Genomic DNA, 22863 nt, shown 5'->3' on the forward strand with positions numbered 1-22863 from the left:
TGACCTCGGTGTGGGTTACGGGGACGTGACGGCGGCGCGCGCGAACTGGACGACGGCGCCGATCGGCGGCTCGGTGACCGCCTGATCGCCGACCAGCAGGGTGGGCGAGGTTCCGGCGGCAACGGTGACGGTGACCGACGTGCCGGGCAGGTAACGGATCTGGTGCGGCTGCCAGGAGCGCACAGTGCTCCCGGAACCCAGGCGGACATGGTGAAGCACGAATGCCCCGCGGTACTCCAGAGCGGTGACGCGCGCGGTTCCCTTCGGATCCGGCGCGAGTGCTACCTCGTGCGGCCGGAGGACCACGTCGACATCGACGTCGCAATTGGCCCATCCGGGGACGGTGGAAACGACTCCCACCTCGCAGGTCAGCAGTGCGTTGTGCACGTTTGCGGGCAGGAAGTCGGCGTCCCCCATGAAGGACGCAACAAAGCGGGTGGACGGCTGCTCGAAGACCGCCTCGGGAGCATCGGCCTGTTCGATGGCGCCGTCGCGCATGACGACAACGCGGTCACCGACCGAGAGGGCTTCCGTCTGGTCGTGGGTGACGAGCAACGCAGTGGTCCCCGTTTCCCGCAGTACCGCGACGATGTCTGCCCGCACTCGACCGCGCAGTGTCTCATCCAGCCCTGAGAACGGTTCGTCCAAAAGCAGGACGGCGGGGCGGGGCGCCAGTGCCCTGGCCACCGCGACGCGCTGCTGCTCACCGCCTGAGAGCTCGTGCGGGTAGCGTTCCGCCAGATGCCCGAGCCGGACCAGCTCAAGGACCTCACCCACGCGTTTCCGCCGCTCCGGCGCCGGCAGGCGGTTCAAGCCGAAAGCAACGTTCTTGCCCACGGTCAGGTTGGGGAACAGCGCGTGATCCTGGAACACAAGGCCAACCCGGCGGCGTTCCGGTTCCTTGAACCGCTTGCCGTCAGCGACAACTTCGCCGGCGATGGTGATGGCACCGGCGTCCGGGCGTTCCAGGCCGGCAATGAGCCGGAGCATGGTCGACTTTCCGCAGCCGGAGGGCCCGATGAGCGTGACGAGTTCACCTTCGGCAACGGTCAGGGCGAGGCTGGTGGCCGCCGCAACGCCACCATAGCTCCTGCTCACACCCTCGAGCAGGAGGGCGGGTTCGGAAGAGTACTCGCTCACGCTGTCACCTGTCCTGACTCTCGTTTGACGCCCCGGTTCTCGATGCCAGCAGTCCGGCGGAACAGGAGCCACACCGGTATTACAGCCACGGCAACAATGCCGAGTGCCGGGAGGGCGGCCTTCTCCCAGTAGTTCTCCCGCGCCAGTTCGTACACCCAGACCGAGACCGTGGTAAATCCGAACGGCCGCAGGAGGAGCACTATCGGCAGCTCCTTCACCGCGTCGATCGCAACGAGCACCAGGGCCACCGCGGCTCCCCGCCGGGCAAGGGGAAGGTGCACGTGCGCCAGCAGCCGGTGTGGCGTGGCTCCAAGGCTGAGGGCAGAGGCGGTCAGCGACGGTGAAATCTTGGAGAAGCTCGCATCCACTGCCTGATAGGCAGGAGCAAGGAAGCGCACCAGGTAGGCAAAGAGGATGCCGGCGACCGAACCCGTCACCAAGAGGCCCGTGCCGCCCGGAACGCCCGCTGTTTCCAGCAGCTCATCGAAGCGGGCAAATGCGATCAGGACGCCGATGCCCACAACTGCACCCGGAACCGCGTATCCGAACGTGGTGACCTGGGCCGCCGACGCCACCAGGGCTCCGCCGCCGAGCCGCAGGCTGTGCGCGATGGTCAGGGCAAGAATCGCACACAGAATCGCTGCCACCGTCGCAACGCTCATGCTGTTCACCAGATACTCCATGAACCGGGGATCCAGCAGGGGTTCGGGACCGGAGAGGGCTTCCCCACCAGCCCAGACGAGCAACTGGACCACCGGCAGGATGAACCCTGCCCCGAGCACCGCCAGACCGGCGAGCGCGGCCAGCAAGCCTTTCCATCCGACCAGCTGCCGGGGAGCCATGCTGCCGCCCCTGGTGACCTTCTGATGGAAACGCGAGCGCCCACGCAGTAGCCGTTCCCCCGCAAGCACGACGACGGCGAACAGCAGCACCAGGACGGACAGTTGCGTTGCGGCGTGGAAGTCGAAGCTTCCCTTCCAGACCAGGTAGACGCCGACGGAGACGGTCTGCACGTTGAAGTACTGGACGGTGGCGAAATCTGTCAGGGTTTCCATCATCACCAGCGCGAGCGCCGCCGCCAGGGAGGGCCGTGCCATCGGTGCGACAACCCGCCAAAGCGTACGGGTGCGTCCGGCGCCCAGGGTGCGGGCGGCGTCGTACGTTGCTGCGCTTTGCTCGGCGAGGGCTGCGCGGGCCAGCAGGTAGACGTACGGGTACAGGGTGAGGATCAGGACCAGCGTGGCTCCGGGGAGGGAGCGCACTTCGGGCAGCCAGGCGCCCGGACCGAGCAGCGAGCGGAGCGCCGCCTGCACCGGACCGCCGACGTCGAACGTTGAGAGGAAAACGAACCCGAGAATGTAGGCGGGCATCGCCAGGGGCAGCACCAGCGCCCACGACAACAGGTTCCTCAGCGGGAAGGTGTAGGCGGTCACCACCCAGGCGAGCCCGCCCCCGATGATGAGCGTGCCGACGGCGACCCCGGTCATCAGCAGAACTGTGGTCAGGACCATCGGGCCGATGTCACGTGGAAGTGAGCCCTGGTCCAGGCTCCCGAGCCCGTCCACTACTACTGCCACGACCGGCGTCGCCACCACGACCGCAGCGAACAGAACCGCCGCTGACCAGAGGGGACGTCCGTTTCCCGTCAGGGGCCGCCGGCGCTGTCCTGGTACAGCTCCCTCAACCAGGACCGCCGGCTCAGTCACTTGTAGCCGGCCTCTGCGAGGAGGTCGGTGGCTTCAGCGTTGAGGTCCCCGTATGCTTCGGCGTTCAACGGCATGCGGGAGAATTCGCCGAATGCCGCAATTCCCTCAACCGGTGGTGCGGACTCGTTGACCGGGAACTCGTAGTTGGCGTCCACGAACGCGTTCTGCCCGGTAGTGGCCAACCACTCGATGAGTTGCTGGGCTTCCTCGGCGTTGTCCGAACTCGCAACCACGCCCGCACCGGAGATGTTCACGTGGGTGCCTGCGCCTTCCTGGCTGGCCCAGAAGAGGTCAACGGCCAGGTCAGGGTTCTCCGCCTTGGTGCGCGCGAGGTAGTAGTGATTGTTGATTCCCACGTCGCACGCACCGGCGTCGATCGCTTCAAGGAGAAGGATGTCGTTGCTCATGATGTCAACGTCATTCGCCACCCAGCCCTTGACGATCTCCAGGGCTTTGTCCCGTCCGTGTAAGTCGATGAGGCTCGCGACCAAAGACTGGGTGTACGCGGAGGTGGCGTCCCGCATGCAGAGCCGGCCCTTCCACTTCGGGTCGGCAAGCCCTGCATAGCTGTCCGTGGCGTCAAACTCAGTGGGGTCCACGTTGTCCGGGTTGTAGGTGAGGGTCCTTGCCCTCATCGCCAGCCCGAACCACTGGCCGTCAGGGTCCCGAAGATCTTCGGGGACGGCCCGGTCCAGCTCCGAGGAATCGAGCGGTGACAGGACGTCCTGGCGCGCAGCGTTCCAGAGGTTTCCGGCGTCGACGGTCATGAAGACATCCGCGGGGCTGTCACTTCCTTCGGCCTTGAGCCGCTCCAACAGCTCGGCGTCATCCCCCGTGATGAACTCGACGGAGATGCCGGTCTCGTCGGTGAATTCACCGAACGCACCCTCAAGGTCGTAATGCCGGGCCGAATAGATCTGCAAATCGGCGGGCGCGTTGCCTATTCCGAGAACGCCGCAGCCTGAGAGGGCGAGGGCGGGCACCGCGAGGACGGTGCAGGCAGCAAGAAGCTTGGGTCGATGCACGGGGGTACTCCTGGGGAAGCGGCGATTGCCGCAGGAAATAGTAACAAAGGTTAGCCTAACCGAACAACGGCGAGGCCGGAAATGTGTCGCAATGTCAGAACAATTGATCCTGCACCGCGATCGGCGGCGACCGGAAGCTTCCAAGCTCAAGTCGCCGGCCGCGCAGCCGTGAAAGATCCAGCAGGAACGGCCCTTCCGGAAGGTCAACGAGTGCCACCTGGCCTAGCAGGGCCCTCACCTCTCCCCCGTGCTCACCCGCTTCAAGGCTTGGCGCGTACACCAGCGCCCGGGAGGAGAGGACGGCGTGCCAGGACGCCGGCGGCGCCCACTGCTCATCGGTTTCCGCGAACCCGTCGATATCGATGTCGTTGCCCATCAGGTTGCGCGCGAGCGTACTGTTCTCCTTGTTGACGGCGTCGAGCTTTTCCAAGGGCATGGGACCGGCAAGACCGGCGACCTTCACCGCCGACCGCACGGCCTGCGCCAGCCCAAGATGGCGCGTCACCGCGTCCTCCAGCACGCGGACGATTCGACCGTCGTTGGCGTGGGCAACATACCGCGCGACGACGGCGCCCTGCTCAGCCAGGCGCGTCCATTTGCTCCGGTTTGAGGCAGTTCCGACCTTCGTCGAGCCGTCGGCGAACGTTGCGACGTACAGCCAGTGTTCCTGCGCGAGGTAGGCGGCGAGTCCCGGCGGCGCTATGCCGGAACGGTGGACATCGTGCATGAACCTGAAGTCGTCCCGCGCGAAGCACGGTCCGCACTGGTAGCCGCGCTCCGCCGTCGTCCGCTTTGGGCAGGGGAAGGTGTTGCGCTCGGTTGGACCGAGCGAGTGGGCGTAGCCGGTGCAGTACCGCTGGCCGGGCGGGCCGTCGATGCGGAACCCGACCAACAGCGGCGCAGCTTGCGGGGTGGTGAGCGGTAGCGACGTCGATGTGCCCTGCGGGGTCGTCAACCCGAGCGATGGACCGGATGCGTCCCAGGACACGCCGTGGCAGAGAAAGGGTCCGGTGAGCATGTCGCCACGCTACCGGACCCTGTCCCACTGTTTGCCGAGGCTAGGCGGTTTGACCCTCGTGTGGGCCTTCCGCGATTTCCTCGAGAACCTTGTCGTTGAAGGCGGGCAGATCATCCGGGTTGCGGCTGGTGACGAAACCCTGATCCACCACAACTTCCTCGTCCGTCCAGTTGGCGCCAGCATTACGGAGGTCCGTCTGGAGCGTGTGGTAAGACGTCAGATCCCGCCCGCTCACCACACCGGCGTCGATCAGCAGCCAGGGTGCGTGGCAGATCGCGGCAACCGGTTTGTGCTGTTCGAAGAACCCGCGGGCGAAGGCCTGGGCCTCCTTGTCGACGCGCAAGTGGTCAGAGTTCACGACGCCGCCGGGGAGTACCAGCGCATCGAAGTCACCGGGGTTTGCCTGGTCCAGCGTGAGGTCCACGGTGAACGTGTCGCCCTTCTCGGTGCCGTCGAAACCCTGCACGGAGCCAGCACTGGGGGCGACCAGCGTAGGCACACCGCCGGCGCTCATCACGGCTTCCCACGGGCTGGTGAGTTCGATCTGCTCGACGCCGTCCGTCAGCAGAAAAGCTACCTTCTTGCCTGAAATATCGTGCGCACTCATGCTTCCTCCATTCCGTTGGCTTACTCCCCCAGCCTAGGAACGAACAAAGTGATAAGCAAGCTGATTGTTAGAGGCCTTCTGCTACTGCAGCCGCCGCGGCAAGCCACGCACTTTGCGTTACCGGCCTCAGCGCACCCCAGCGGATGCGCCCCTTGAGGAGCGCGACGTCGTACGGAATGGTGACAGCCCGGCGCGCCAGTTGACCGAACCCGGCTGCGATTTCCTCGGCCTGCACCGCGGTCCCGTTCTTGTCGGACTGGCTGACGATGACGACGGCGTTCTCCGACAGTTCTGCGTACTTCCCGCCGCGGGTTCGCAGTGCTTCAAGCAACAGCGCTCCGGCTTCGGCGTGCTCCTCGAGCGTGGTGGTGGCGATAACCAGCTGATCGGTGTGATGAATCATCCGGAGCCAGCGCTCAGCGGTTTCGTCGTTGCCGGAGTCCACGATGTTCAGCCGGAAGTACTTCGACGCCACCTCATGCAGCGCATCAAAGTCGTCAGAGGTGACTTTCTGCTCCGAGGCGAGAACGTCGGGCTTTGAACGCAGGACGTCGTACTTGTCCTCGGTCTGATGGTGGACGTAACGGGCAAGGAGCGCTGACTGGGCCGAAGGTGCCAGGAGCTGGCCGGTCTCCGGGAGGAGGTCCATCACTGTTGAGTTGTGCGGACCCTGCTCTGTGCGCCAACCGAGCGTGCCGCGGGTTTCGTTGTTGTCCCAGGCGAGGACCGGGCCTCCCCCGTTCCGCGCAAAGACGGCCGCGAGCATCACCGTAGTGGGCGTCTTGTTCGCTCCGCCTTTGCCGTTGACTACCGAAATGGTCCGCGGGCCGGGCCAGTGCTGGCTCACGGCCCGGGTATTCGCCCGCAGGGCCAATTCCCGCTTGGACGGCGGGACCCGGATGCCGAGCTTGGTCAGCAGTCCACGGAAGCCTGTCTCTGCCGGCACCGTGCCGTTGTCGGCTGCGAGGAAAGAACGACGGCGGTCCCCGGACGTATCGGCGGGTTGCGGTGCCTGCCGGGGCGGTGCGGCCGGTGCCGAGGGCACGGCGGTGGCTGGCGCCGTCGTCGACTGTGTTGATGCGGCCGGTGTCGCAGCAACCGGGGCGGATTCGACCGGTGCGGATGCGACCGTGGCCTGTACCAGTGTTCCGTTGTTTTGTGGGGACGATGGCATGGGTACCGGGACCGACGTCGTCCAGCTGCTGTGCGCTGACTCATCGAAGCGGATGTCCAGTACGGGCCGGCGAAGCATTTCGTCTGCGACCTCTTCGGTAGGCGGCTGCGGATCCGCTGTCTCAGGGCCTACTTCGGGTGCCTGTTCAGGGGGCGAGAACCGGTCAGCGAATCGGGGCACTTCTGAGATAGGGCCGGTGCCTGGCTCCCTGCCGCCCGCACGCCGGCGGCTGGCCCGGGTTGGGAAGTCCTCGGGATTGTCGCCGGGACCCCAGGCGGAATCGTTCTCAGTCATGGTTCCTGTCCTGTCGATGTGCCTCGCGGACCATACTATAAGGCTGCTGACCACAGCCGGCTCCGTTTAGGGCCGGATAGGCGCCCAGAAACAGCTCAGGCCGGCAGCTCCGAAGAGCCACCGGCCTGGATGATGTAGCGGTGCCGGGACTCGATCCCGGGACCTCACGATTATGAGTCGTGCGCTCTAACCAGCTGAGCTACACCGCCATAAATGAGACTGCCCGCTTTCAATCTTACGATCTGCGGCGGGCCTCCCATTTCAGAGCCCCCCACCGGAATCGATCCGGTGACCTCGTTCTTACCAAGAACGCGCTCTACCACTGAGCTAGGGGGGCAACAGCAGAAAACTTTACCAGCTAAATAGTGTGCGGAAAAATCCGTCCGAACGCCCTTCCGGAACCCAAAAACGCCGCTGAGTTGCAGGATCGCGGAGGGGCCCCCACGAACCTGCGACTCAGCGGCGCTTTTACTGACCAGTCCCTCTCAGAACCGTGTCAACGAGCGTCAATTACCACTTTTCGCGGCGTCCGGTACCAGCGCCGGCACCCTTCTTGTGGCGGGGCTTGCGGTCATCGGCAGAAGCGAAACGGTCTCCACCGACGCCGGCGTCATGCCCGCGCTCGGGGCGGAAGCCGCCGTCGTGCTCGCGCTCCTTGCGGAAGCCCTCTCCGCCCTTGCGGTGCGGCTTCTTGAAGTCGCCGGAGGGGCGGTCGCTGCTGGGGCGCCGACCCTTGTCCAGTTCGAGGTGAATCAGCTCGCCGCCGATGCGGGTCCGCGACAGCGCACGCCACTGGTCCTTGCTGAGATCAGCGGGGAGCTCAACGAGGGTGTGGTCGGCGCGGATGTCTATACCGCCGATTTGCGACGACGACAGTCCACCTTCATTGGCGATGGCTCCAACGATCGAACCAGGCATGACACGCTGGCGGCGCCCTACCGCGATGCGGTAAGTGGCGTTGCCCTCAGTGAGCGTGCGTGTGGGTCCGCGTGATCCGAAGCCATCCTTGCGGCCCGCTGCGCGGTCCTTCTGGCCCGCAGGAGCCTGGGGGATGTCCTTGACCAGGAGCGGGTTTCCGCCCTGCGCCATGATGGCGAGCGCAGCAGCGATTTCAGCAGCGGGAACGTTGTGCTCGGTCTCGTAGTTGGCGATGAGGTCACGGAAGATCGAGACGTCCTCGGTGGCGAGGGTTTCTGTAATGCGCTCAGCGAACTTGTTGAGGCGCAGCACGTTGACTGCCTCGGTGGACGGCAGGTGCATCTGCTCAACCGGCTGGCGCGTTGCCTTCTCGATGGAACGCAGCAGGTACTTCTCGCGCGGCGTGATGAAGAGGATTGCATCGCCTGAGCGGCCTGCACGGCCGGTGCGGCCGATACGGTGCACGTAAGACTCGGTGTCGTGCGGGATGTCGTAGTTCACCACGAGTGAGATGCGCTCGACATCGAGGCCACGGGCGGCGACGTCGGTTGCCACGAGGATGTCGATCTTGCCGTCGCGCAAAGCCTCAATGGTGCGCTCGCGCTGCTGCTGCGGGATGTCACCGTTGATGGCTGCAGCCTGGAATCCCCGGGAACGCAACTTGTCCGCCAGGTCTTCAGTGGCCATCTTGGTGCGCACGAACGCGATGATTCCGTCGAAATCTTCGACCTCAAGGATGCGCGTCATGGCGTCGAGCTTGTGCGGGCCCATGACCTGCAGGAAACGCTGCCGGGTGTTGGTGCCGGTGGAGGTTTTACCCTTCACCGTGATTTCAGCGGGGTTGTTCAGGTACTTCTGGGCAATCCGGCGAATTGCGGTGGGCATGGTTGCCGAGAACAGTGCAACCTGCTTGTCTTCGGGGGTTCCGGCGAGGATCTGCTCCACGTCATCGGCGAAGCCCATGCGCAGCATTTCGTCGGCCTCATCCAGCACGAGGTACTGAAGGTTGGACAGGTCCAACGACCCCTTGGACAGGTGGTCGATGACGCGGCCGGGAGTTCCAACGACTACCTGAGCACCGCGGCGGAGCCCTGCAAGCTGCGGGCCGTAGGCCGATCCGCCGTAGACGGGCAGAACGGTGAAGTTGTCGATGTGCTTGGCGTAGGAGGCGAATGCCTCTGCAACCTGGAGCGCGAGCTCGCGGGTTGGCGCCAGGACGAGCACCTGGGTGAATTTGGCCGGGCCGTTAAGGTCAGCCAGTTCAGCCATTTTGGACAGCGCGGGAACTGCGAACGCTGCAGTCTTACCGGTTCCGGTCTGTGCGAGTCCGACGACGTCACGGCCCTCGAGCAGCACGGGAATGGTTGCCGACTGGATGGGTGAGGGCTTCTCGTATCCAACATCGGAAAGCGCTGCAAGGATGCGGCCGTCGAGGTTGAAGTCAGCGAAAGTGGTGTCCGGCGTTGCGGACTCGGCGCTTTCGGTGGCGGGAGCTTCGGTTTCAGGGGTGTCTGCGGGCAGGTTTTCAGGCATGGAAAAGTGATCCTTCAAATGGGAGCCGAACGGCTAAGGAAAGCCGTATGAACAGGGCGTCCTGCGCTGTTTCAATCCCGCGGCAGGACTTCACATTTCAACTTCGGCCGCTCTCACAGCGGTGAAGTGCAATGTTCTCTGACCGGCGCTCCCTGAATGAATCTGCCTGCTTGGCGTAATTGCCGCAGGCCCCAACACAACCAATCCATGCCTCAAAGGGCAGGAATAAAGGGAAAACCGGTGTGGGGGATGTTTCAAGTGTACCGCACCCGTGGTTGGCGGAGTTTCAACGCGGGCGTGAGCCTGCCCACAGCCCTTATACGGTTGCGCGCTGCAGCGCCCTGGAAAGAACCTTCAGGACATCGGGCGTGAGCCTGGCGCCGTCGTCGTTTGCTGCCTGAAGGCGTTCAGCCTGCTCCGGCGAGAGGCCAGCGAATAGCTGGCCCACCGTCACGCCGTGCGAAGGTACATTCTCGACGACGACGGCGTCTCCCGCCTCGATCTGCCCGCCTTTCACGACACGCAGGTATGTGCCGATGCGACCCTCGGCCGCGAAGCGCTTGACCCAGTTCGGCTCCCCCAGGTAGCGGGCAAAGTTCACGCAGGGCGTGCGGGGTTCAGTCACTTCCAGGAGCACCTCGCCGATGCGCCAGCGTTCACCGATCACAGCCTGCGTCGCTTCGATGCCGCCAACGCGCAGGTTCTCCCCGAACTTGCCGGGTGCCATGTCCCGTCCGACCTCGGCGGACCAGAAATCGGCGTCGGCCTGCGAGTAGGCGTAGAGGGCCTTGGTGGTTCCCCCGTGGTGCTTGCGGCTTGCCTGGATATCGCCGGTCAGTCCGAGCGGATGCACCTTGACCGGCCCCTCCGCGGCGCGCTTGTCGATCGCGGTAACACCCGTTGAGTCCTTGGTGGGAAGAAGCGCATGGACCCGGCACACGGCCAGCAGAACACCAGTTGTCATGGTTCCAAGGCTACTGGTTTTGAGATCCTGCTTACGGCTCGAACCGATAGCCCATCCCGCTTTCGGTGATGAAGTGGCGCGGCCGCGCTGGGTCAGGCTCCAGCTTCCGCCGCAACTGGTTGAAGTACACGCGGAGGTAATGGCCTTCGCGCGCATAGGCCGGACCCCACACCTCCGACAGCAGCTCCTGTTGCGACACCATTTGGCCAGGGGTGCGGACCAGCAGCTCGACGATCTTCCATTCGGTCGGTGTCAGCCGGACCTGCTGCCCGTCCTTCACCGCTTTACGCCGGGGTATGTCCAGCTCGAAATCGCGAGTGGTGACGACCGGCGTCTCCGACGCTGCAAGCGCTCCCCGCCGTTCGGCCGCCCGCAACCGCGCAAGCAGTTCCGGGAGGCCAAAGGGTTTGGTGATGTAATCGTCGGCCCCGGCGTCAAGCGCTTCGACCTTGTCCTCGGACCCGTGGCGGGCTGACAGCACGATGATCGGTACGCGGGTCCACGCGCGCAACCCGGTAATCACCTCGACGCCGTCCATATCTGGCAGCCCAAGATCGAGCACCACAAGGTCCGGCCGATGCTCCGCGGCAGCGGACAGTGCGGACGCGCCATCGGCAGCGGTGAAAGGCGTGTAACCGTGAACCCTGAGGTTGATCTGCAGGGCGCGGAGAAGCTGGGGTTCATCATCGACAATCAGGACGCTGGTCACTGCGCCACCCCCGTTGAAAGTGGCATCCGCACTATCATGGTCAGCCCGCCGCCCGGAGTTTCCTCTGCAACAAGCTGGCCGCCCATCACCTCGGTGAAACCACGCGCAACCGCCAGCCCGAGGCCCACCCCGGAGCCGCCGCCTACATCATCGAGGCGCTGGAACGGCAGGAACATGCGGGCAGTGTTCCCGTGTTTCACTCCGCGGCCATGATCGACAATCCGTAGCTCTCCCGCGGGGAACCCGTTGACCGTTCCGGCGACGGCCGCCGTGATCACAACCTCCGCTCCCGCCGCATACTTCTGCGCGTTCTCGGTAATGTTCGCGATCACGCGCTCAAGCATGCCGAAGTCCGCCTGCACCGGCGGTGCGTTCGGAGGCAAGGACACCCGGATGTCGTGTCCTCCTGTCCCCTGCAGCGCAGCCGCAACCACATCCGGCCAGTGCACCGGAGCCAGGTGCACAGTGACGGCGTCCCCCGTCAACCGCGACATGTCCAGCAGGTTATCGATGAGGGATTCCAACCTGTCGGACGAGGATTCGATGGTGGCAAGCAGCTCACCCTTCTCCTCCGGACTGAACACCACGCCCTGCTGCCGGAGACTCGAGACAGCCAGCTTGATGGTCGCGAGCGGTGTCCGGAGGTCATGGGATACCGCACGAAGGATGGCCGTGCGCATTTGATTGCCCTCCGCGAGCCGCCGGTTCTGCTCGGTACTTGCTAGTAGCTCCTGCCGTTGCCGCATCGCTGCGAAATGCGATCCGAAGGCCTCAAGCAACCGTTGCTCCCGCGCTGAGAGAGACCGCCCGGTCAATGTGAGCCGGTATCCACCCTCGATGTCCGTTGCCGCGCTGGCGTCGTCCGAACGGGAAGAGGACGACGACGACGGCACTTCCGCGTGCGCTGCAGGCGCCTTCGCTGGCGCAACCGGCACCAACGCCTGCGCTACTGGCACCCAGGGCGAGTCCCCCGCCCGGGTGCGGGCGCCGTCGTCGTCTGCTGTCTCCTTGAAAAGCGCTGCGGACTGCATGCCGTAGTGGCTCCTGACGTGCTCGAGGAATCCCTGCACGGAATCTTCAGCGGCAAGGACGCCACGCGCCAGTTCCCCGAGTGTGGCGGCTTCGGCGGAGGCGAGCGCGGCTTCCTGCGAGCGCCGGGCGGCCAGGCCGACCACCAGCGACACCGCGACGGCGACACCGACGAAGATGACGAGGGTCAGGAGGTTGCTTGGGTCGGCAATCTGGAGGGAACCGAAGGGTTCGGTCGAGAAGTAGTTCAGGATGAGGCTCGCCCACAGCGCGCAGAGCAGGGCCGGCCACAACCCGCCAACCAACGCAACCATCACCACGGCGGACAGCTGAAGCAACACTTCTACGGCAAGGAAATCGTTGCCCGCCGACAGCGTGAGCCATTCCAGAAGGGGAGGAAGGGTCACCGCGAGGATGAACCCGACTGTCGTCCGCGCCTTACCGAGTCCGGCGGTCCCCTGTATGCGCATGGATGCATTCTGTCAGAGCTCTCCTGTCAGAGGAGAGCGCTGAACTTCTCGGCTCTGGTGGTGGGGCCGGCGACGATTATTTCGTCATCGCTGTAGAGGGTGGTGCTGGCGGTGGTGTAGTCCCAGCACTCGCCCTGCCGCTTCACGGCGACCACGGTGACCCCGTACTTTTTGCGGAGGCCGCTGGTTCCCAAATCGCGGTCCCAGAACTCCTTCGGCGGGCGGGTTTTCACCATGGCGAAGTTGTCTTCGAACTCGATGTAGTCGAGCATGCTGCCGCGAACCAGGTGGGCCACGCGCTTGCCCATGTCGTGCTCGGGCCGGATCACGTGGGTCACGCCGAGCTGCTCGAGGATGAGGGCGTGCGCCGCGCTGACGGCTTTGGCCCAGATGGTCATGTTCTCGAACCGCAGCAGTAGGGACGTGGTCAGGATGCTGGCCTCAAGGTCACTTCCGATCCCGACGACGACGCGATCGAAGTCCGGCAGCGAAAGTTGGCGCAGTGCCTCCTCCTTGGTGGTGTCCGCCCGCACTACGTGGGTGAGCCTGCCGTTGAAGGACTGGACGACGTCCTCGTCCGCGTCGATGCCGAGGACCTCGGTGCCGGAAGCCGCCAGTTCCAGGGCCAGCGCGCCGCCGAACCTGCCGAGGCCAAGCACCGCCACGGAGCCTGCCTGCGCGGTCTCCTCAACGGACTTGAGGGTGAAAAGACGTGACTTAGCCAATGAGGGGCCTTTCCTTGGGGTATTCGTACATGACCGGACGTGAGCGAAGAGCGAGGGCGGAGGCGAGGGTGATGGGACCCAGCCTGCCGATGAACATGACCGCGATCAGGAGCAGCTGGCCGGCCGGCGGCAATTTCGCAGTGATGCCTGTAGACAGACCAACCGTGCCGAAGGCGGAGACCACTTCAAAGAGCAGCCGGTCGAGACCGAAGTCGGTGATGAGCATGAGGAACATCGTGGATGCCACTATCAGGGCGGTTGCGAGCAACACGATGGTGATGGCCTGCCGGTGCACTGCACGCGAGAGGCGCTTGCCGAAAATGTTGACCGCTACACCGCCGCGGATCTCCGTGTAGAGGATGAAGAACAGCACGGCGAATGTGGTGACCTTCAGGCCGCCGGCGGTACCGGCGGGGCCTCCGCCAATGAACATCAGGGCATCCATTGCGAGCCACGTCACCGGATGGAGGGCAGCGAAATCGACGCTGTTGAATCCGGCCGTGCGGGTCATGGTCGATTGGAAGAAGCCCGCAAGGATCTTGTCCTGCGGTTCCAGCGGGCCGAGTGTCCCGGGGTTGCTCCATTCCACGGCAGTGATGAACACCCCGCCGAGGACCAGCAGCACGGCCGTCCCGCTGAGAACCAGTTTGGTGTTCATGCTCCAGTGCAGCGGGCGGCGGAACTCCCTGCGCAGTTCGAACAGGACGGGGAACCCGAGCCCGCCGAGAATCACGGCTGCGGCAATGGGTATGCAGATGAACGGGTCCGTGACGAACTGCATGAGGCTGTCGCTGTAGAGCGCAAACCCGGCGTTGTTGAACGCCGAAATTGAGTGGAACGCCCCTAGCCAGAGCGCTTCCGCAGGGGCCGCCCCGTAGTGCAGCATGAACCGGAGCGTAAGGACCACCGCTACGATTCCCTCGATGATGAGGCTGGTGCGGAGGACGCCAAGGAGGACGCGGCGGACGTCGCCGAAACCGCTCTTCGTTTCTGCTGCAACGGAGATGCGGGATTTGAGGCCTACCTTGCGTGCCAGCAGGATGCCAAGCAGCGAGGCGAAGGACATGATGCCGAAGCCGCCCACCTGGATGAGGGCCAGGATAACCGTGTGACCGAATCCGGTCCAGTAAACCGGGGTGTCCACGACGATGAGCCCGGTGACGCAGACGGCGGACGTTGCTGTGAAGAGTGCCTCGAGCAGGGTTGCACCGCCCGGTCCTGCTTTCGCAGTAGGCAGCATAAGCAGCAGGGTGCCCACCGTGATCGCCAACCCGAATCCCAGCACCACGAACTGCGCCGGATGGCGCGGCGCGATCACTCTCGAGACCCGGCGCATCAATGGAAGGGTTGCCTTGAGCGGTCTGACGAACAGCGCGGTGGCTGGCCCGGATAGGCTCACGGCTTTGGCATCTCCCCATGGTGGTCCCCGCGCGTTCTGCGGGCTTCCACCATTGAACCGCTGGGCGATGCGAGTATCGGCCGTTTTTTACGCGTTCTTAACGGTGTGTCCTTGACGACATGATCTGACCGGCGCCGCTTATACGGCTGAGAACCCGCCGTCCGCCTTAATGAGCTGGCCGTTCACCCAGCGCCCGGCGCCGGACAGAAGAAAGACGACGACGCCGGCAACGTCGGCGGGGGTACCCAAGCGCCCGGTGGGCTGGCGTTGAGTGAGTGCGTCCCGCAGTTCGTCGGTCATCCACCCGGTGTCGACGGGCCCGGGGTTCAATACGTTCGCACTGATGTTGCGGTCTCCGAGCTCGTACCCAGCAGCGATGACGATCCGGTCGAGAGCACCTTTCGATGCACCGTACGGAAGGTTGTAGGCAGTGTGGTCGCTGGTCAGCGCGACAATCGCGCCGCCGTCGTCGTTGTTGTTGTTGTTGTTCGGACATTGCAGCGCAAAGGCTCGGATCAGCTGCCACGAGGCTCGAACGTTCACGGCGAAATGACGGTCGAAGCTCTCGACCGTGGTGTCGAGGACGGTTGAATCGACGCTCTCGGTGTGGGACAGCACGAGGCCGGTGAGCGGACCGAGCTCGGCGGCTGCGCGATCGACCAGGGTTGCGGCCGCCGTCGGCTGCTCAAGATCGGCAGGTAGGAGCACCACACGCGAGCCGATTGCCTCCAACTCAGCAGAGAGGGCAAGCAGGTCAGCTTCGGGCAACGCCGCCTGGTTCACGCGCTGGTCATAGGGGTGCCAAAAACTGAGGGCCAGGTCCCAGCCGTCGGCTGCCAGCGCACGGGCAATTCCCGCGCCGATTCCCACCGACCGGCCCACCCCGGTGATCAGCGCGCACTTTTGTGACATCGCACCAGTCTAGGCAGACGGTAAGTTGGAGTGTGACCCCCACCACCGGCGAAAGGTCCACACCCGTGACTGCCACAGCATTCATCAACGCTCACGTTGTCCCCATCGAAGGCGATCCCTTCGACGGCACCGTCGTTATCGAAGACGGCAAAATCTCGGCACTCGGTGCCGACGTTGAAGCACCCGAGGGGGCCGACGTCGTCGACGCCGCCGGTAAGTGGCTCCTGCCGGGCTTCGTTGACGCGCACGTCCACCTCGGCACGCACGAGGAAGGCGAAGGTTGGGCTGGGGACGACACCAACGAAATGACCGACCCGGTGACCGCCGGTGTTCGCGCACTGGATGCCGTAAACCCGTTCGATCCCGGCTTCGATGATGCGCTGGCCGGCGGCGTTACCGCCGTCAACGTGAATCCGGGTTCCGGTAACCCGATTGGTGGGTTGGCGGTCGCCATCCACACCCACGGCCGCTACATCGAAGAGATGATCCTCCGCTCCCCCAGCGGGCTCAAGTCCGCACTCGGCGAGAACCCCAAGCGGGTGTACGGCGACAAGAAGCAGACGCCATCCACCCGGCTGGGCACAGCAATGGTGATCCGCAAGGCCTTCATGGATGCGCAGAACTACATGGGGAAGGCCGACGACAACGCGCGCGACCCCAAGCTTGAGGCACTCGCTATGGTGCTTCGCCGAGAGATCCCATGGCGCCAGCACGCACACCGCGCGGACGACATCGCGACCGCCCTCCGCATCGCTGACGAATTCGGCTACGAGCTGGTCCTCGACCACGGCACCGAAGCGCACCTGCTCGCGGACGTCCTCGCCGAGCGCGGTATCCCCGTCCTGATCGGCCCGCTGTTCACCACCAAGTCGAAGGTGGAACTGCGTGGCCGTTCTATCGCAAACCCGGGCAAACTGGCAGCGGCCGGCGTCGAAATCTCCATCATCACGGACCACCCCGTCATCCCTATCAACTTCCTGGTCCACCAGGCAACGCTCTCCGTGAAGGAGGGCCTTGACCCCGTGACCGCCCTGCGCTCTATCACCCTGAATCCGGCGAAGGTGCTCGGCCTAGCCGACCGCATTGGTTCGCTGGCTGTGGGCAAGGACGCCGACGTCGTGCTGTGGAGTGGTGACCCGCTCGATGTCATGCAGCGGGCGCTGAAGGTTTGGATCGGCGGCAAAGAGGTCTACCGATATGACAGCGACGCCCGCACCGGCGTTGTAGCACCGAGAGGTTAATTCATGGCACGACAGCCCCGTCCCGCACTACCCAAACGGCCCCTGACTATTCGGGCAGCAATAGCCGTGTGGGTGCTTGTGAGCGTCCTTTTCCTGATCGCCGCGGTGTCTTTCCTAATTTCCGCGATGACGCAGGAGATCGACCGGACGGGGCTGTTCGGCCTCGGAATACTCATGGCAGTGATCTCACTGGTTCAGCTATTCCTGGTCTGGGGACTGATGCGGGGCAAGCGCGGCGCCAGGGAATTGCTCACCACGATCGGGCTCATCGTGGGCGTGCCGATTCTCGTCCGGCGGACTCCCGGGCTGTCCGTGATCTGCGTTGTCATGCTCATCAGCATCGTGCTGATGTGGCTGCCGACGTCGAGCGCCTGGTTCCAGAAGATCTACCCGAAGCCGCAGAACAAGTGGGTGCGGCTGGCCAGCCGCACGGCATCCCCGTTCCGGAAGAAGTAGCGTCTAGAGCTTCGCGAATGCCTTCTCGAGGTCAGCGATGAGATCCTCGACGTCCTCGATCCCGACCGACAATCGGATCAGGTTCTCCGGAACCGCCAGCTCGGTGCCCTTCACGGAGGCGTGCGTCATTTCCGAGGGGTAGTTCATCAGGGACTCGATGCCGCCGAGTGATTCGGCAAGGGTGAAAAGCTCGGTGTTCTCTGCGACGGTGCGTGCTGCCTGCTCGCCGCCCTTGAAGGACACAGAAATCATCCCGCCGAAGTCACGCATCTGCTGCGCCGCGAGCTTGTGCCCGGGGTGGTCGGTGAGCCCCGGGTAGTAGACGCGCTCAACTTCTTCGCGTGTCTGCAGCCACTTCGCGATCGCCAGTGCGTTGGAGCTGTGCCGGTCCATCCGCACGCCGAGGGTCTTCAGTCCGCGCGTGGTCAGCCACGCCTCCATCGGCGCCGAAACCGCGCCCACCGCGAACTGGATGAAGCCCACTTTCTCAGCCATGTCGGCGTCGTTCAGAATGACCGCACCGCCGCTCGCGTCGGAGTGCCCGCCGATGTACTTGGTGGTCGAATGCACGACGACGTCAGCACCCAGGTTGAGCGGCTGCTGCAGGTAGGGCGTGGCGAAGGTATTGTCCACGACGAGGATTGCGCCGGCGTCCTTGGCGATCTTCGAGATGGCTGCGATGTCGGTGATTTTCATCATCGGGTTCGACGGCGTCTCGACCCACACCATGCGGGTGTTGCCGGCGCGGAAGGCGCGTTCGACGGCGTCGGGGTCTGACATGTCGACGGCGGCGTTGGTGATTCCCCAATCGGCGAGGACGCGGTTGATCAGCCGGTAGGTGCCGCCGTAGGCGTCGTTGCCGAGGACGATGTGATCGCCGGGCCTGAGCAGCCCACGGATCAGTGCGTCTTCGGCGGCGAGGCCGGAAGAGAAGCTGAACGCGTGCTCACCATTTTCAAGGGCTGCGAGCTGGGCCTGCAGGGAGTCGCGCGTGGGGTTGGTCCCGCGGCCGTACTCGTACCCGTTCCGCAGCTTGCCGATGCCGTCCTGGGCGAACGTGGTCGTCTGGTAGAGAGGTGGGATGACGGCGCCCGTGGTTGGGTCGGGAGTCTGCCCGGCGTGGACGGCGCGGGTGTTGAAGCCTTCTTGGGATGTCACGGCATTTGCTCCTTTTTTAACTGCTGCTGAGGTAAGTCAGCAGATCCTGGCGCGTGAGTATTCCCACGGGTGCGCCGACGAACGTGACCATGAGGGTGTCGCTCCCCTGCAGCCGTTCGCGCGCGGTGACGACCGATTCGAGGGAGCCGATAATGGGCAGCTTTTCATCCATGTGCTGCGAGATCTTGTCGGTGAGCTTCGCGGTGCCGTGGAAGATTTTCTCGGTGAGCAAGCGTTCATCCACCGATCCGAGGACCTCGCCCATCACCACGGGTGGCTCCTGCGACAGGACCGGGATGTTGGAGACGCCGAACTCGTTCATGATGGCGATGACGTCCCGTACGGTCTCGTTGGGGTGAGTGTGCACCAGCTCCGGAAGCGTTCCGTTCTTGGAACGCAGCACTTCACCTACGGTGGATTCGTCGCCGCTGTCCATGAAGCCGTAGGACTTCATCCAGTCATCGTTGAAGATCTTGCCGAGGTAGCCGCGGCCACTGTCGGGCAGGAGTACGACGACGACGTCGTCCTTCGTGAGGTCCTTCGCCGCGCGCAGGGCGGCAACCACGGCCATCCCCGAAGAGCCGCCGACGAGGAGGCCTTCCTCCCGGGCGAGCCTGCGGGTCATGGCGAAACTGTCGGCGTCATTTACCGGAATGATTTCATCGGCGACCGTTGGATCGTAGGCATCAGGCCACATATCCTCGCCCACGCCCTCCACGAAGTAGGGCCGCCCGGTGCCGCCCGAGTACACGGAGCCTTCCGGGTCTGCGCCGATGACGCGCACGGGACCGGATTCGCGGTCCTTCGAGATGTCCTTCAGGTAGCGGCCGGTGCCGCTGATGGTGCCGCCGGTGCCCACGCCAGTGACGAAGTGCGTGATCTGCGCTTCAGTGTCGCGCCAGATTTCGGGGCCCGTGCTCTCGTAGTGGCTGAGCGGGCCGTTGGGGTTCGAAAACTGGTCGGGCTTGAAGGCGCCTGAGATCTCGCGGGTCAGGCGGTCGGAGACCCCGTAGTAGGACTGTGGGCTGTCGGGGGCGACGGCGGTCGGGGTGACCACGACCTCAGCTCCGTAAGCGGCCAGGACGTTGCGCTTGTCCACGCCTACCTTGTCGGGGACCACGAAGATGCACTTATAGCCGCGCTGCTGGGCGACGAGCGCGAGACCGACGCCGGTGTTCCCCGACGTAGGTTCGATGATCGTGCCGCCGGGCTTGAGTTTGCCCTCTTTTTCGGCAGCGTCGATGATCTTCACGGCGATGCGGTCTTTCACGGAACCGCCCGGGTTCATGTACTCCACCTTGACGAGGACCGTTGCCTCTATCCCATCGGTGACTTTATTGAGTTTGATGAGCGGGGTGTTACCGATCAGGTCCACGACGGAGTTGGCGTACTTCATGGTTAACAAGTTACCGGCATTGGACAGGTTCGAATCGTCAGACCCCCGTGCGAGCATTGATTGTATGACCGTCACCGCTTCCACATCGGCTGCCCTCACGGCGGCGTGGGATGTTGATGGGCCCTATTCGTTGCGTGCATCCGTCGGCCCGCTGCAGTGTGGCCCTCATGATCCAACGGTGGTCTTTAGCGATGGCGCGGTGTGGCTGGCTTTCCGGAACGACGACGGCGCCGCCACCCTTCGGCTGACGCAGCGGGGCTCGCTTCAGTCGTCTTCAGTGCACGCGACGGCGTGGGGGCCGGGGGCTTTGCTGGCGCTTTCGTCAGTGCCACAACTGGTTGGGCTGCAGGACGACTGGGCACCCTTCGATGCTTTCGGCGACTCCCTGCCTGAGCTGGCGAGGAAGGGTCGTTATCTGAGCCCTGGCGTGAGGTTACCGGCGACCGGAAGGATGCTCGACGCCGTCGTCCGCGTCATCCTTGAGCAGAAGGTGACCGGCCTGGAGGCGAAGCGGGCGTGGCGGTACTTGGTGATGCACTTCGGATCGCCGGCGCCGGTTGCTCCCGGTTCTCCTGCCCTGCGGCTGCCGCCCACGCCTGAGCAGTGGCGACGGGTGCCCTCCTGGGAGTGGCACCGGGCAGGGGTCGACTCGAAACGGTCAGCGGCGGCGTTGCGGGCGGCGGGCGTTGCATCTTCTTTGGAGCGGCTAGTTGGGCTGGACGCTGCTGGCGTTCGGGCTGGGCTGTGCTCGATACCGGGGATTGGCGAGTGGACTGCGGCGGAGGTGCTCCAGCGGACGCACGGTTGCCCGGATTCGATTTCCGTGGGCGATTACCACCTGGCGGCGTTTGTGGGTGCGGCTTTGACCGGGCAGCGAACCGACGACGCCGGGATGCTCGAGCTGCTGGCTCCCTGGGCTGGGCAGCGTCAACGGGTAGTGCGGATGCTGTACGCGAGCGGGTTCAAGAAGCAGGCCTACGGGCCACGACTATCCCCTGAGGACAATCGGCGACGGTAGGTCGGCTTCTGCTGGATTGTGCACGCGAAAGGCCCCGGCCCCGAGTGAATTCGGGGCCCGGGCCTTCGTGATGAAGAGTATTAGGCCTGCTCAGGGCCGTCGGCCTGGGCTTTGGCCTGCTGCTCAGCGACCTGGGCATGAACTTCAGACATGTCCAGTGCCTTCACCGCGTCAACGAGTTCTGTGAACTGGTTGTTGTTCAGCGCGCCGGGCTGCGAGAAAACGAGGACCTTCTCGCGGAATGCCATCAGCGTGGGGATCGAGGTGATGCCTGCTGCGGCGGCGAGGGACTGCTCGGCTTCGGTGTCCACCTTGGCGAAGGTGACGTCGTCGTGCTTCTGGGACACGGCGTCGTACACGGGAGCAAACTGCTTGCACGGACCGCACCATTCCGCCCAGAAGTCGACGAACACAATGTCGTTCGACTCAATGGTGTCGGGAAAGGTTGCCTCAGTGATGTCAATAGTTGCCATATCTTCACGCTAACGAGAATTGGCGCGGATGTCGCCTCCTGTTCGCTCAGCGCGAGGCTCCTTGGTACAACCTGGGTGTCACCGGTGGCGTTACGGGTGCTCCGATCCGTGAACCCGTTGCCTTGGCGCAGGCGACGGAGCATCAACACAACGATCCTGCAGCGAGTCGATGGATCCGTTGCTTCGGTGCAGCGCAAAGCGGCTCAGGGCAAAGCGAAAGGCCCGCACTCCCTGTGTTTCCGGGAATGCGGGCCTTCGTGGCGAAGTGGCAGATGAGGGATTCGAACCCCCGTAGGCGTTGCCAGCTGATTTACAGTCAGCCCCCTTTGGCCGCTCGGGTAATCTGCCCTACGTCTCCATAAAATGCTTCAGAAGACAACCCGCGAATCGCCGATCCGCAGGCAAAACAACTTTACAGAACATCCCGCCCATAATCGAATCGTGGGCGCGGGCGCTCCGAATGGGAGTGAATCAGCCGCCGGAGGCTACGCGCCGCTGTATCTGCGCATAGAACTTCTCGGCCTGTTCGGCAGTCACCAGCCCCCAAACGACGGCGTCCTCAAGCTCCGATCGGACACCGTCCAGCCGGTCAGAGGGGGCATCCTGCGGGTTGGTGACGGTTGACGATGCAGCGACCGACGGCGCAACCCCTACCCCGGTAAGAGATGCCGCCGCGATCAGCGACCCTGCGACTGCAGTGCGGAAACGAATGTAGTAGCGGCGGTGGTGGTGCGCTGGCAAGGATCCTCCTGAGAACTGATGAGATTCTCAGATTTTCACCCTCGAATGTGAGCGCCCTGTCCCGAAGCTGTGAATTAGGGTAGGAGCAGGAAAACACCAACCCAGAAGGAGGCAACGGTGGCCAGCGAATCCACATTCGACGTTGTGAGCAAGGTAGACAAGCAGGAAGTTGCCAACGCGCTGAATCAGGCTCAGAAGGAAATCGTCCAGCGCTACGACTTCAAAGGCGTCGGCGCTGAGGTCGATTTCAGCGGGGACGAGAAGATCCTCATGAAAGCCAACTCCGAGGAACGCGTCCTCGCGGTGCTCGACGTCCTGCAGTCCAAGATGATCAAGCGTGGAATTTCACTGAAGTCCCTCGACACCGGCGAGCCTTACGCCTCCGGCAAGGAGTTCCGTCTGGAGACCTCCATCAAGGAGGGCATCGCCCAGGACGTCGCCAAGAAAATCAACAAGCTCATCCGCGACGAGGCCCCCAAGGGCGTCAAGTCACAGATCCAGGGCGACGAGCTGCGCGTCAGCTCCAAGTCCCGCGATGACCTTCAGGCCACCATGGCGCTGCTGAAGAACTTCGACGAAGCAGACCTGCAGTTCGTGAACATGCGCTAGGCGCTGCAGCCAGCCGACGACGACGGCGACGCCCCCTCGCGAGGGAGCGTCGCCGTCGTCGTTCGTGGGCTAAATGACCCGCCTGAGTATTCAGATAAGCACCGCAATCCGCTGCTAAAAGGTGGTGATCTGAATAGTCAACGACAAG

The 22863-nt window shown here is 64.2% G+C and carries 21 protein-coding genes and 3 tRNA genes; 4 read left to right on the forward strand and 20 right to left on the reverse strand.

From position 1 onward, the window contains the following. Nucleotides 1–15: 15 nt before the first annotated feature. The 15 genes from ACWA1U_RS16350 to ACWA1U_RS16420 form a co-directional block, all read right to left on the reverse strand. On the reverse strand, nucleotides 16–1140 hold the full coding sequence (locus ACWA1U_RS16350) for an ABC transporter ATP-binding protein (protein WP_463723197.1): 1125 nt from the start codon (nucleotides 1138–1140) through the stop codon (nucleotides 16–18). Next, on the reverse strand, nucleotides 1137–2846 hold the full coding sequence (locus tag ACWA1U_RS16355; RefSeq protein WP_463723198.1) for an ABC transporter permease: 1710 nt from the start codon (nucleotides 2844–2846) through the stop codon (nucleotides 1137–1139). The genes ACWA1U_RS16350 and ACWA1U_RS16355 overlap by 4 nt, the downstream gene beginning before the upstream one ends. Then, nucleotides 2843–3871, reverse strand: a complete 1029-nt coding sequence (locus ACWA1U_RS16360) for an extracellular solute-binding protein (protein ID WP_463723199.1) — start codon at nucleotides 3869–3871, stop codon at nucleotides 2843–2845. The genes ACWA1U_RS16355 and ACWA1U_RS16360 overlap by 4 nt, the downstream gene beginning before the upstream one ends. 94 nt (nucleotides 3872–3965) lie before the next feature. Then, nucleotides 3966–4889: a DUF2797 domain-containing protein gene (locus tag ACWA1U_RS16365; protein WP_463723200.1), complete on the reverse strand. Its 924-nt coding sequence runs from the start codon at nucleotides 4887–4889 to the stop codon at nucleotides 3966–3968. Nucleotides 4890–4929: 40 nt separating this feature from the next. Beyond that, nucleotides 4930–5496, reverse strand: coding sequence for a type 1 glutamine amidotransferase domain-containing protein (locus tag ACWA1U_RS16370; RefSeq protein WP_463723201.1), 567 nt, complete (start codon nucleotides 5494–5496; stop codon nucleotides 4930–4932). Nucleotides 5497–5563: 67 nt separating this feature from the next. Continuing rightward, a complete protein-coding gene (locus tag ACWA1U_RS16375) occupies nucleotides 5564–6964 on the reverse strand; it encodes a MinD/ParA family ATP-binding protein (RefSeq protein ID WP_463723202.1) in 1401 nt (466 codons plus the stop codon). Nucleotides 6965–7099: 135 nt separating this feature from the next. Next, a tRNA-Met gene (locus ACWA1U_RS16380) sits at nucleotides 7100–7173 on the reverse strand. A 56-nt stretch (nucleotides 7174–7229) separates the two neighbouring features. Continuing rightward, nucleotides 7230–7301: transfer RNA gene (locus ACWA1U_RS16385), tRNA-Thr, on the reverse strand. Between the two features lie 173 nt (nucleotides 7302–7474). Next, nucleotides 7475–9415 carry a DEAD/DEAH box helicase gene (locus ACWA1U_RS16390; protein ID WP_463723203.1) on the reverse strand — a complete coding sequence of 647 codons (1941 nt, stop codon included), beginning with the start codon at nucleotides 9413–9415 and terminating at the stop codon, nucleotides 7475–7477. A gap of 316 nt (nucleotides 9416–9731) precedes the next feature. Continuing rightward, nucleotides 9732–10379, reverse strand: coding sequence for an MOSC domain-containing protein (locus ACWA1U_RS16395; protein WP_463723204.1), 648 nt, complete (start codon nucleotides 10377–10379; stop codon nucleotides 9732–9734). A 31-nt stretch (nucleotides 10380–10410) separates the two neighbouring features. After that, nucleotides 10411–11088 (reverse strand): response regulator, encoded by a 678-nt coding sequence (locus tag ACWA1U_RS16400; protein WP_463723205.1) that lies wholly within the window; start codon nucleotides 11086–11088, stop codon nucleotides 10411–10413. Next, on the reverse strand, nucleotides 11085–12587 hold the full coding sequence (locus ACWA1U_RS16405; RefSeq protein ID WP_463723206.1) for a DUF4118 domain-containing protein: 1503 nt from the start codon (nucleotides 12585–12587) through the stop codon (nucleotides 11085–11087). The genes ACWA1U_RS16400 and ACWA1U_RS16405 overlap by 4 nt, the downstream gene beginning before the upstream one ends. Before the next feature lie 26 nt (nucleotides 12588–12613). After that, nucleotides 12614–13312 carry a potassium channel family protein gene (locus ACWA1U_RS16410; RefSeq protein WP_463723207.1) on the reverse strand — a complete coding sequence of 233 codons (699 nt, stop codon included), beginning with the start codon at nucleotides 13310–13312 and terminating at the stop codon, nucleotides 12614–12616. Then, a complete protein-coding gene (locus ACWA1U_RS16415; protein WP_463723208.1) occupies nucleotides 13305–14648 on the reverse strand; it encodes a TrkH family potassium uptake protein in 1344 nt (447 codons plus the stop codon). The genes ACWA1U_RS16410 and ACWA1U_RS16415 overlap by 8 nt, the downstream gene beginning before the upstream one ends. Before the next feature lie 201 nt (nucleotides 14649–14849). Then, nucleotides 14850–15623, reverse strand: a complete 774-nt coding sequence (locus ACWA1U_RS16420) for an SDR family oxidoreductase (protein ID WP_463723209.1) — start codon at nucleotides 15621–15623, stop codon at nucleotides 14850–14852. 65 nt (nucleotides 15624–15688) lie between these two features. Between ACWA1U_RS16420 and ACWA1U_RS16425 the strand changes: the two genes are divergently transcribed. Both ACWA1U_RS16425 and ACWA1U_RS16430 read left to right on the forward strand, forming a co-directional pair. Then, nucleotides 15689–16864, forward strand: coding sequence for an amidohydrolase (locus tag ACWA1U_RS16425; RefSeq protein ID WP_463723210.1), 1176 nt, complete (start codon nucleotides 15689–15691; stop codon nucleotides 16862–16864). A gap of 3 nt (nucleotides 16865–16867) precedes the next feature. Continuing rightward, nucleotides 16868–17320 (forward strand): hypothetical protein, encoded by a 453-nt coding sequence (locus ACWA1U_RS16430; protein WP_463723211.1) that lies wholly within the window; start codon nucleotides 16868–16870, stop codon nucleotides 17318–17320. A 3-nt stretch (nucleotides 17321–17323) separates the two neighbouring features. Here ACWA1U_RS16430 and ACWA1U_RS16435 read toward each other — a convergent pair whose 3' ends face one another. Continuing rightward, nucleotides 17324–18478: a cystathionine gamma-synthase gene (locus tag ACWA1U_RS16435; RefSeq protein ID WP_463723212.1), complete on the reverse strand. Its 1155-nt coding sequence runs from the start codon at nucleotides 18476–18478 to the stop codon at nucleotides 17324–17326. Nucleotides 18479–18494: 16 nt separating this feature from the next. Next, nucleotides 18495–19874, reverse strand: coding sequence for a cystathionine beta-synthase (locus tag ACWA1U_RS16440; RefSeq protein ID WP_463723213.1), 1380 nt, complete (start codon nucleotides 19872–19874; stop codon nucleotides 18495–18497). A gap of 64 nt (nucleotides 19875–19938) precedes the next feature. On the opposite strand from ACWA1U_RS16440, the gene ACWA1U_RS16445 reads away from it, so the two are divergent. Continuing rightward, the gene (locus tag ACWA1U_RS16445) at nucleotides 19939–20892 is read left to right on the forward strand and encodes a DNA-3-methyladenine glycosylase family protein (protein WP_463723214.1); all 954 of its coding nucleotides are present in this window, start codon (nucleotides 19939–19941) and stop codon (nucleotides 20890–20892) included. Nucleotides 20893–20972: 80 nt separating this feature from the next. On the opposite strand, the gene trxA is transcribed toward ACWA1U_RS16445, so the two are convergent. The 3 genes from trxA to ACWA1U_RS16460 form a co-directional block, all read right to left on the reverse strand. Continuing rightward, complete coding sequence (trxA, locus tag ACWA1U_RS16450) at nucleotides 20973–21365, reverse strand: thioredoxin (protein WP_463723215.1); 393 nt, start codon at nucleotides 21363–21365, stop codon at nucleotides 20973–20975. 266 nt (nucleotides 21366–21631) lie between these two features. Continuing rightward, nucleotides 21632–21713 (reverse strand) — tRNA-Tyr (locus ACWA1U_RS16455). Nucleotides 21714–21836: 123 nt separating this feature from the next. Continuing rightward, nucleotides 21837–22106, reverse strand: coding sequence for a hypothetical protein (locus ACWA1U_RS16460; protein WP_463723216.1), 270 nt, complete (start codon nucleotides 22104–22106; stop codon nucleotides 21837–21839). 117 nt (nucleotides 22107–22223) lie between these two features. Here ACWA1U_RS16460 and ACWA1U_RS16465 point away from each other — a divergent pair, with 117 nt between their 5' ends. Then, on the forward strand, nucleotides 22224–22715 hold the full coding sequence (locus ACWA1U_RS16465) for a YajQ family cyclic di-GMP-binding protein (protein WP_463723217.1): 492 nt from the start codon (nucleotides 22224–22226) through the stop codon (nucleotides 22713–22715). The last annotated feature ends 148 nt before the right edge of the window (nucleotides 22716–22863 follow it).

It is taken from the genome of Arthrobacter sp. TRD_SC_6, assembly GCF_055361185.1.

Coding starts and splice junctions, on each gene's coding strand:
- ACWA1U_RS16440 (WP_463723213.1), bottom strand. CDS start 19,874: ATGAAGTACGCCAACTCCGTCGTGGACCTGATCGGTAACACCCCGCTC.
- ACWA1U_RS16395 (WP_463723204.1), bottom strand. CDS start 10,379: ATGACAACTGGTGTTCTGCTGGCCGTGTGCCGGGTCCATGCGCTTCTT.
- ACWA1U_RS16420 (WP_463723209.1), bottom strand. CDS start 15,623: ATGTCACAAAAGTGCGCGCTGATCACCGGGGTGGGCCGGTCGGTGGGA.
- ACWA1U_RS16430 (WP_463723211.1), top strand. CDS start 16,868: ATGGCACGACAGCCCCGTCCCGCACTACCCAAACGGCCCCTGACTATT.
- ACWA1U_RS16405 (WP_463723206.1), bottom strand. CDS start 12,587: ATGCGCATACAGGGGACCGCCGGACTCGGTAAGGCGCGGACGACAGTC.
- ACWA1U_RS16375 (WP_463723202.1), bottom strand. CDS start 6,964: ATGACTGAGAACGATTCCGCCTGGGGTCCCGGCGACAATCCCGAGGAC.
- ACWA1U_RS16370 (WP_463723201.1), bottom strand. CDS start 5,496: ATGAGTGCGCACGATATTTCAGGCAAGAAGGTAGCTTTTCTGCTGACG.
- ACWA1U_RS16365 (WP_463723200.1), bottom strand. CDS start 4,889: ATGCTCACCGGACCCTTTCTCTGCCACGGCGTGTCCTGGGACGCATCC.
- ACWA1U_RS16390 (WP_463723203.1), bottom strand. CDS start 9,415: ATGCCTGAAAACCTGCCCGCAGACACCCCTGAAACCGAAGCTCCCGCC.
- ACWA1U_RS16415 (WP_463723208.1), bottom strand. CDS start 14,648: ATGCGCCGGGTCTCGAGAGTGATCGCGCCGCGCCATCCGGCGCAGTTC.
- trxA (WP_463723215.1), bottom strand. CDS start 21,365: ATGGCAACTATTGACATCACTGAGGCAACCTTTCCCGACACCATTGAG.
- ACWA1U_RS16445 (WP_463723214.1), top strand. CDS start 19,939: ATGACCGTCACCGCTTCCACATCGGCTGCCCTCACGGCGGCGTGGGAT.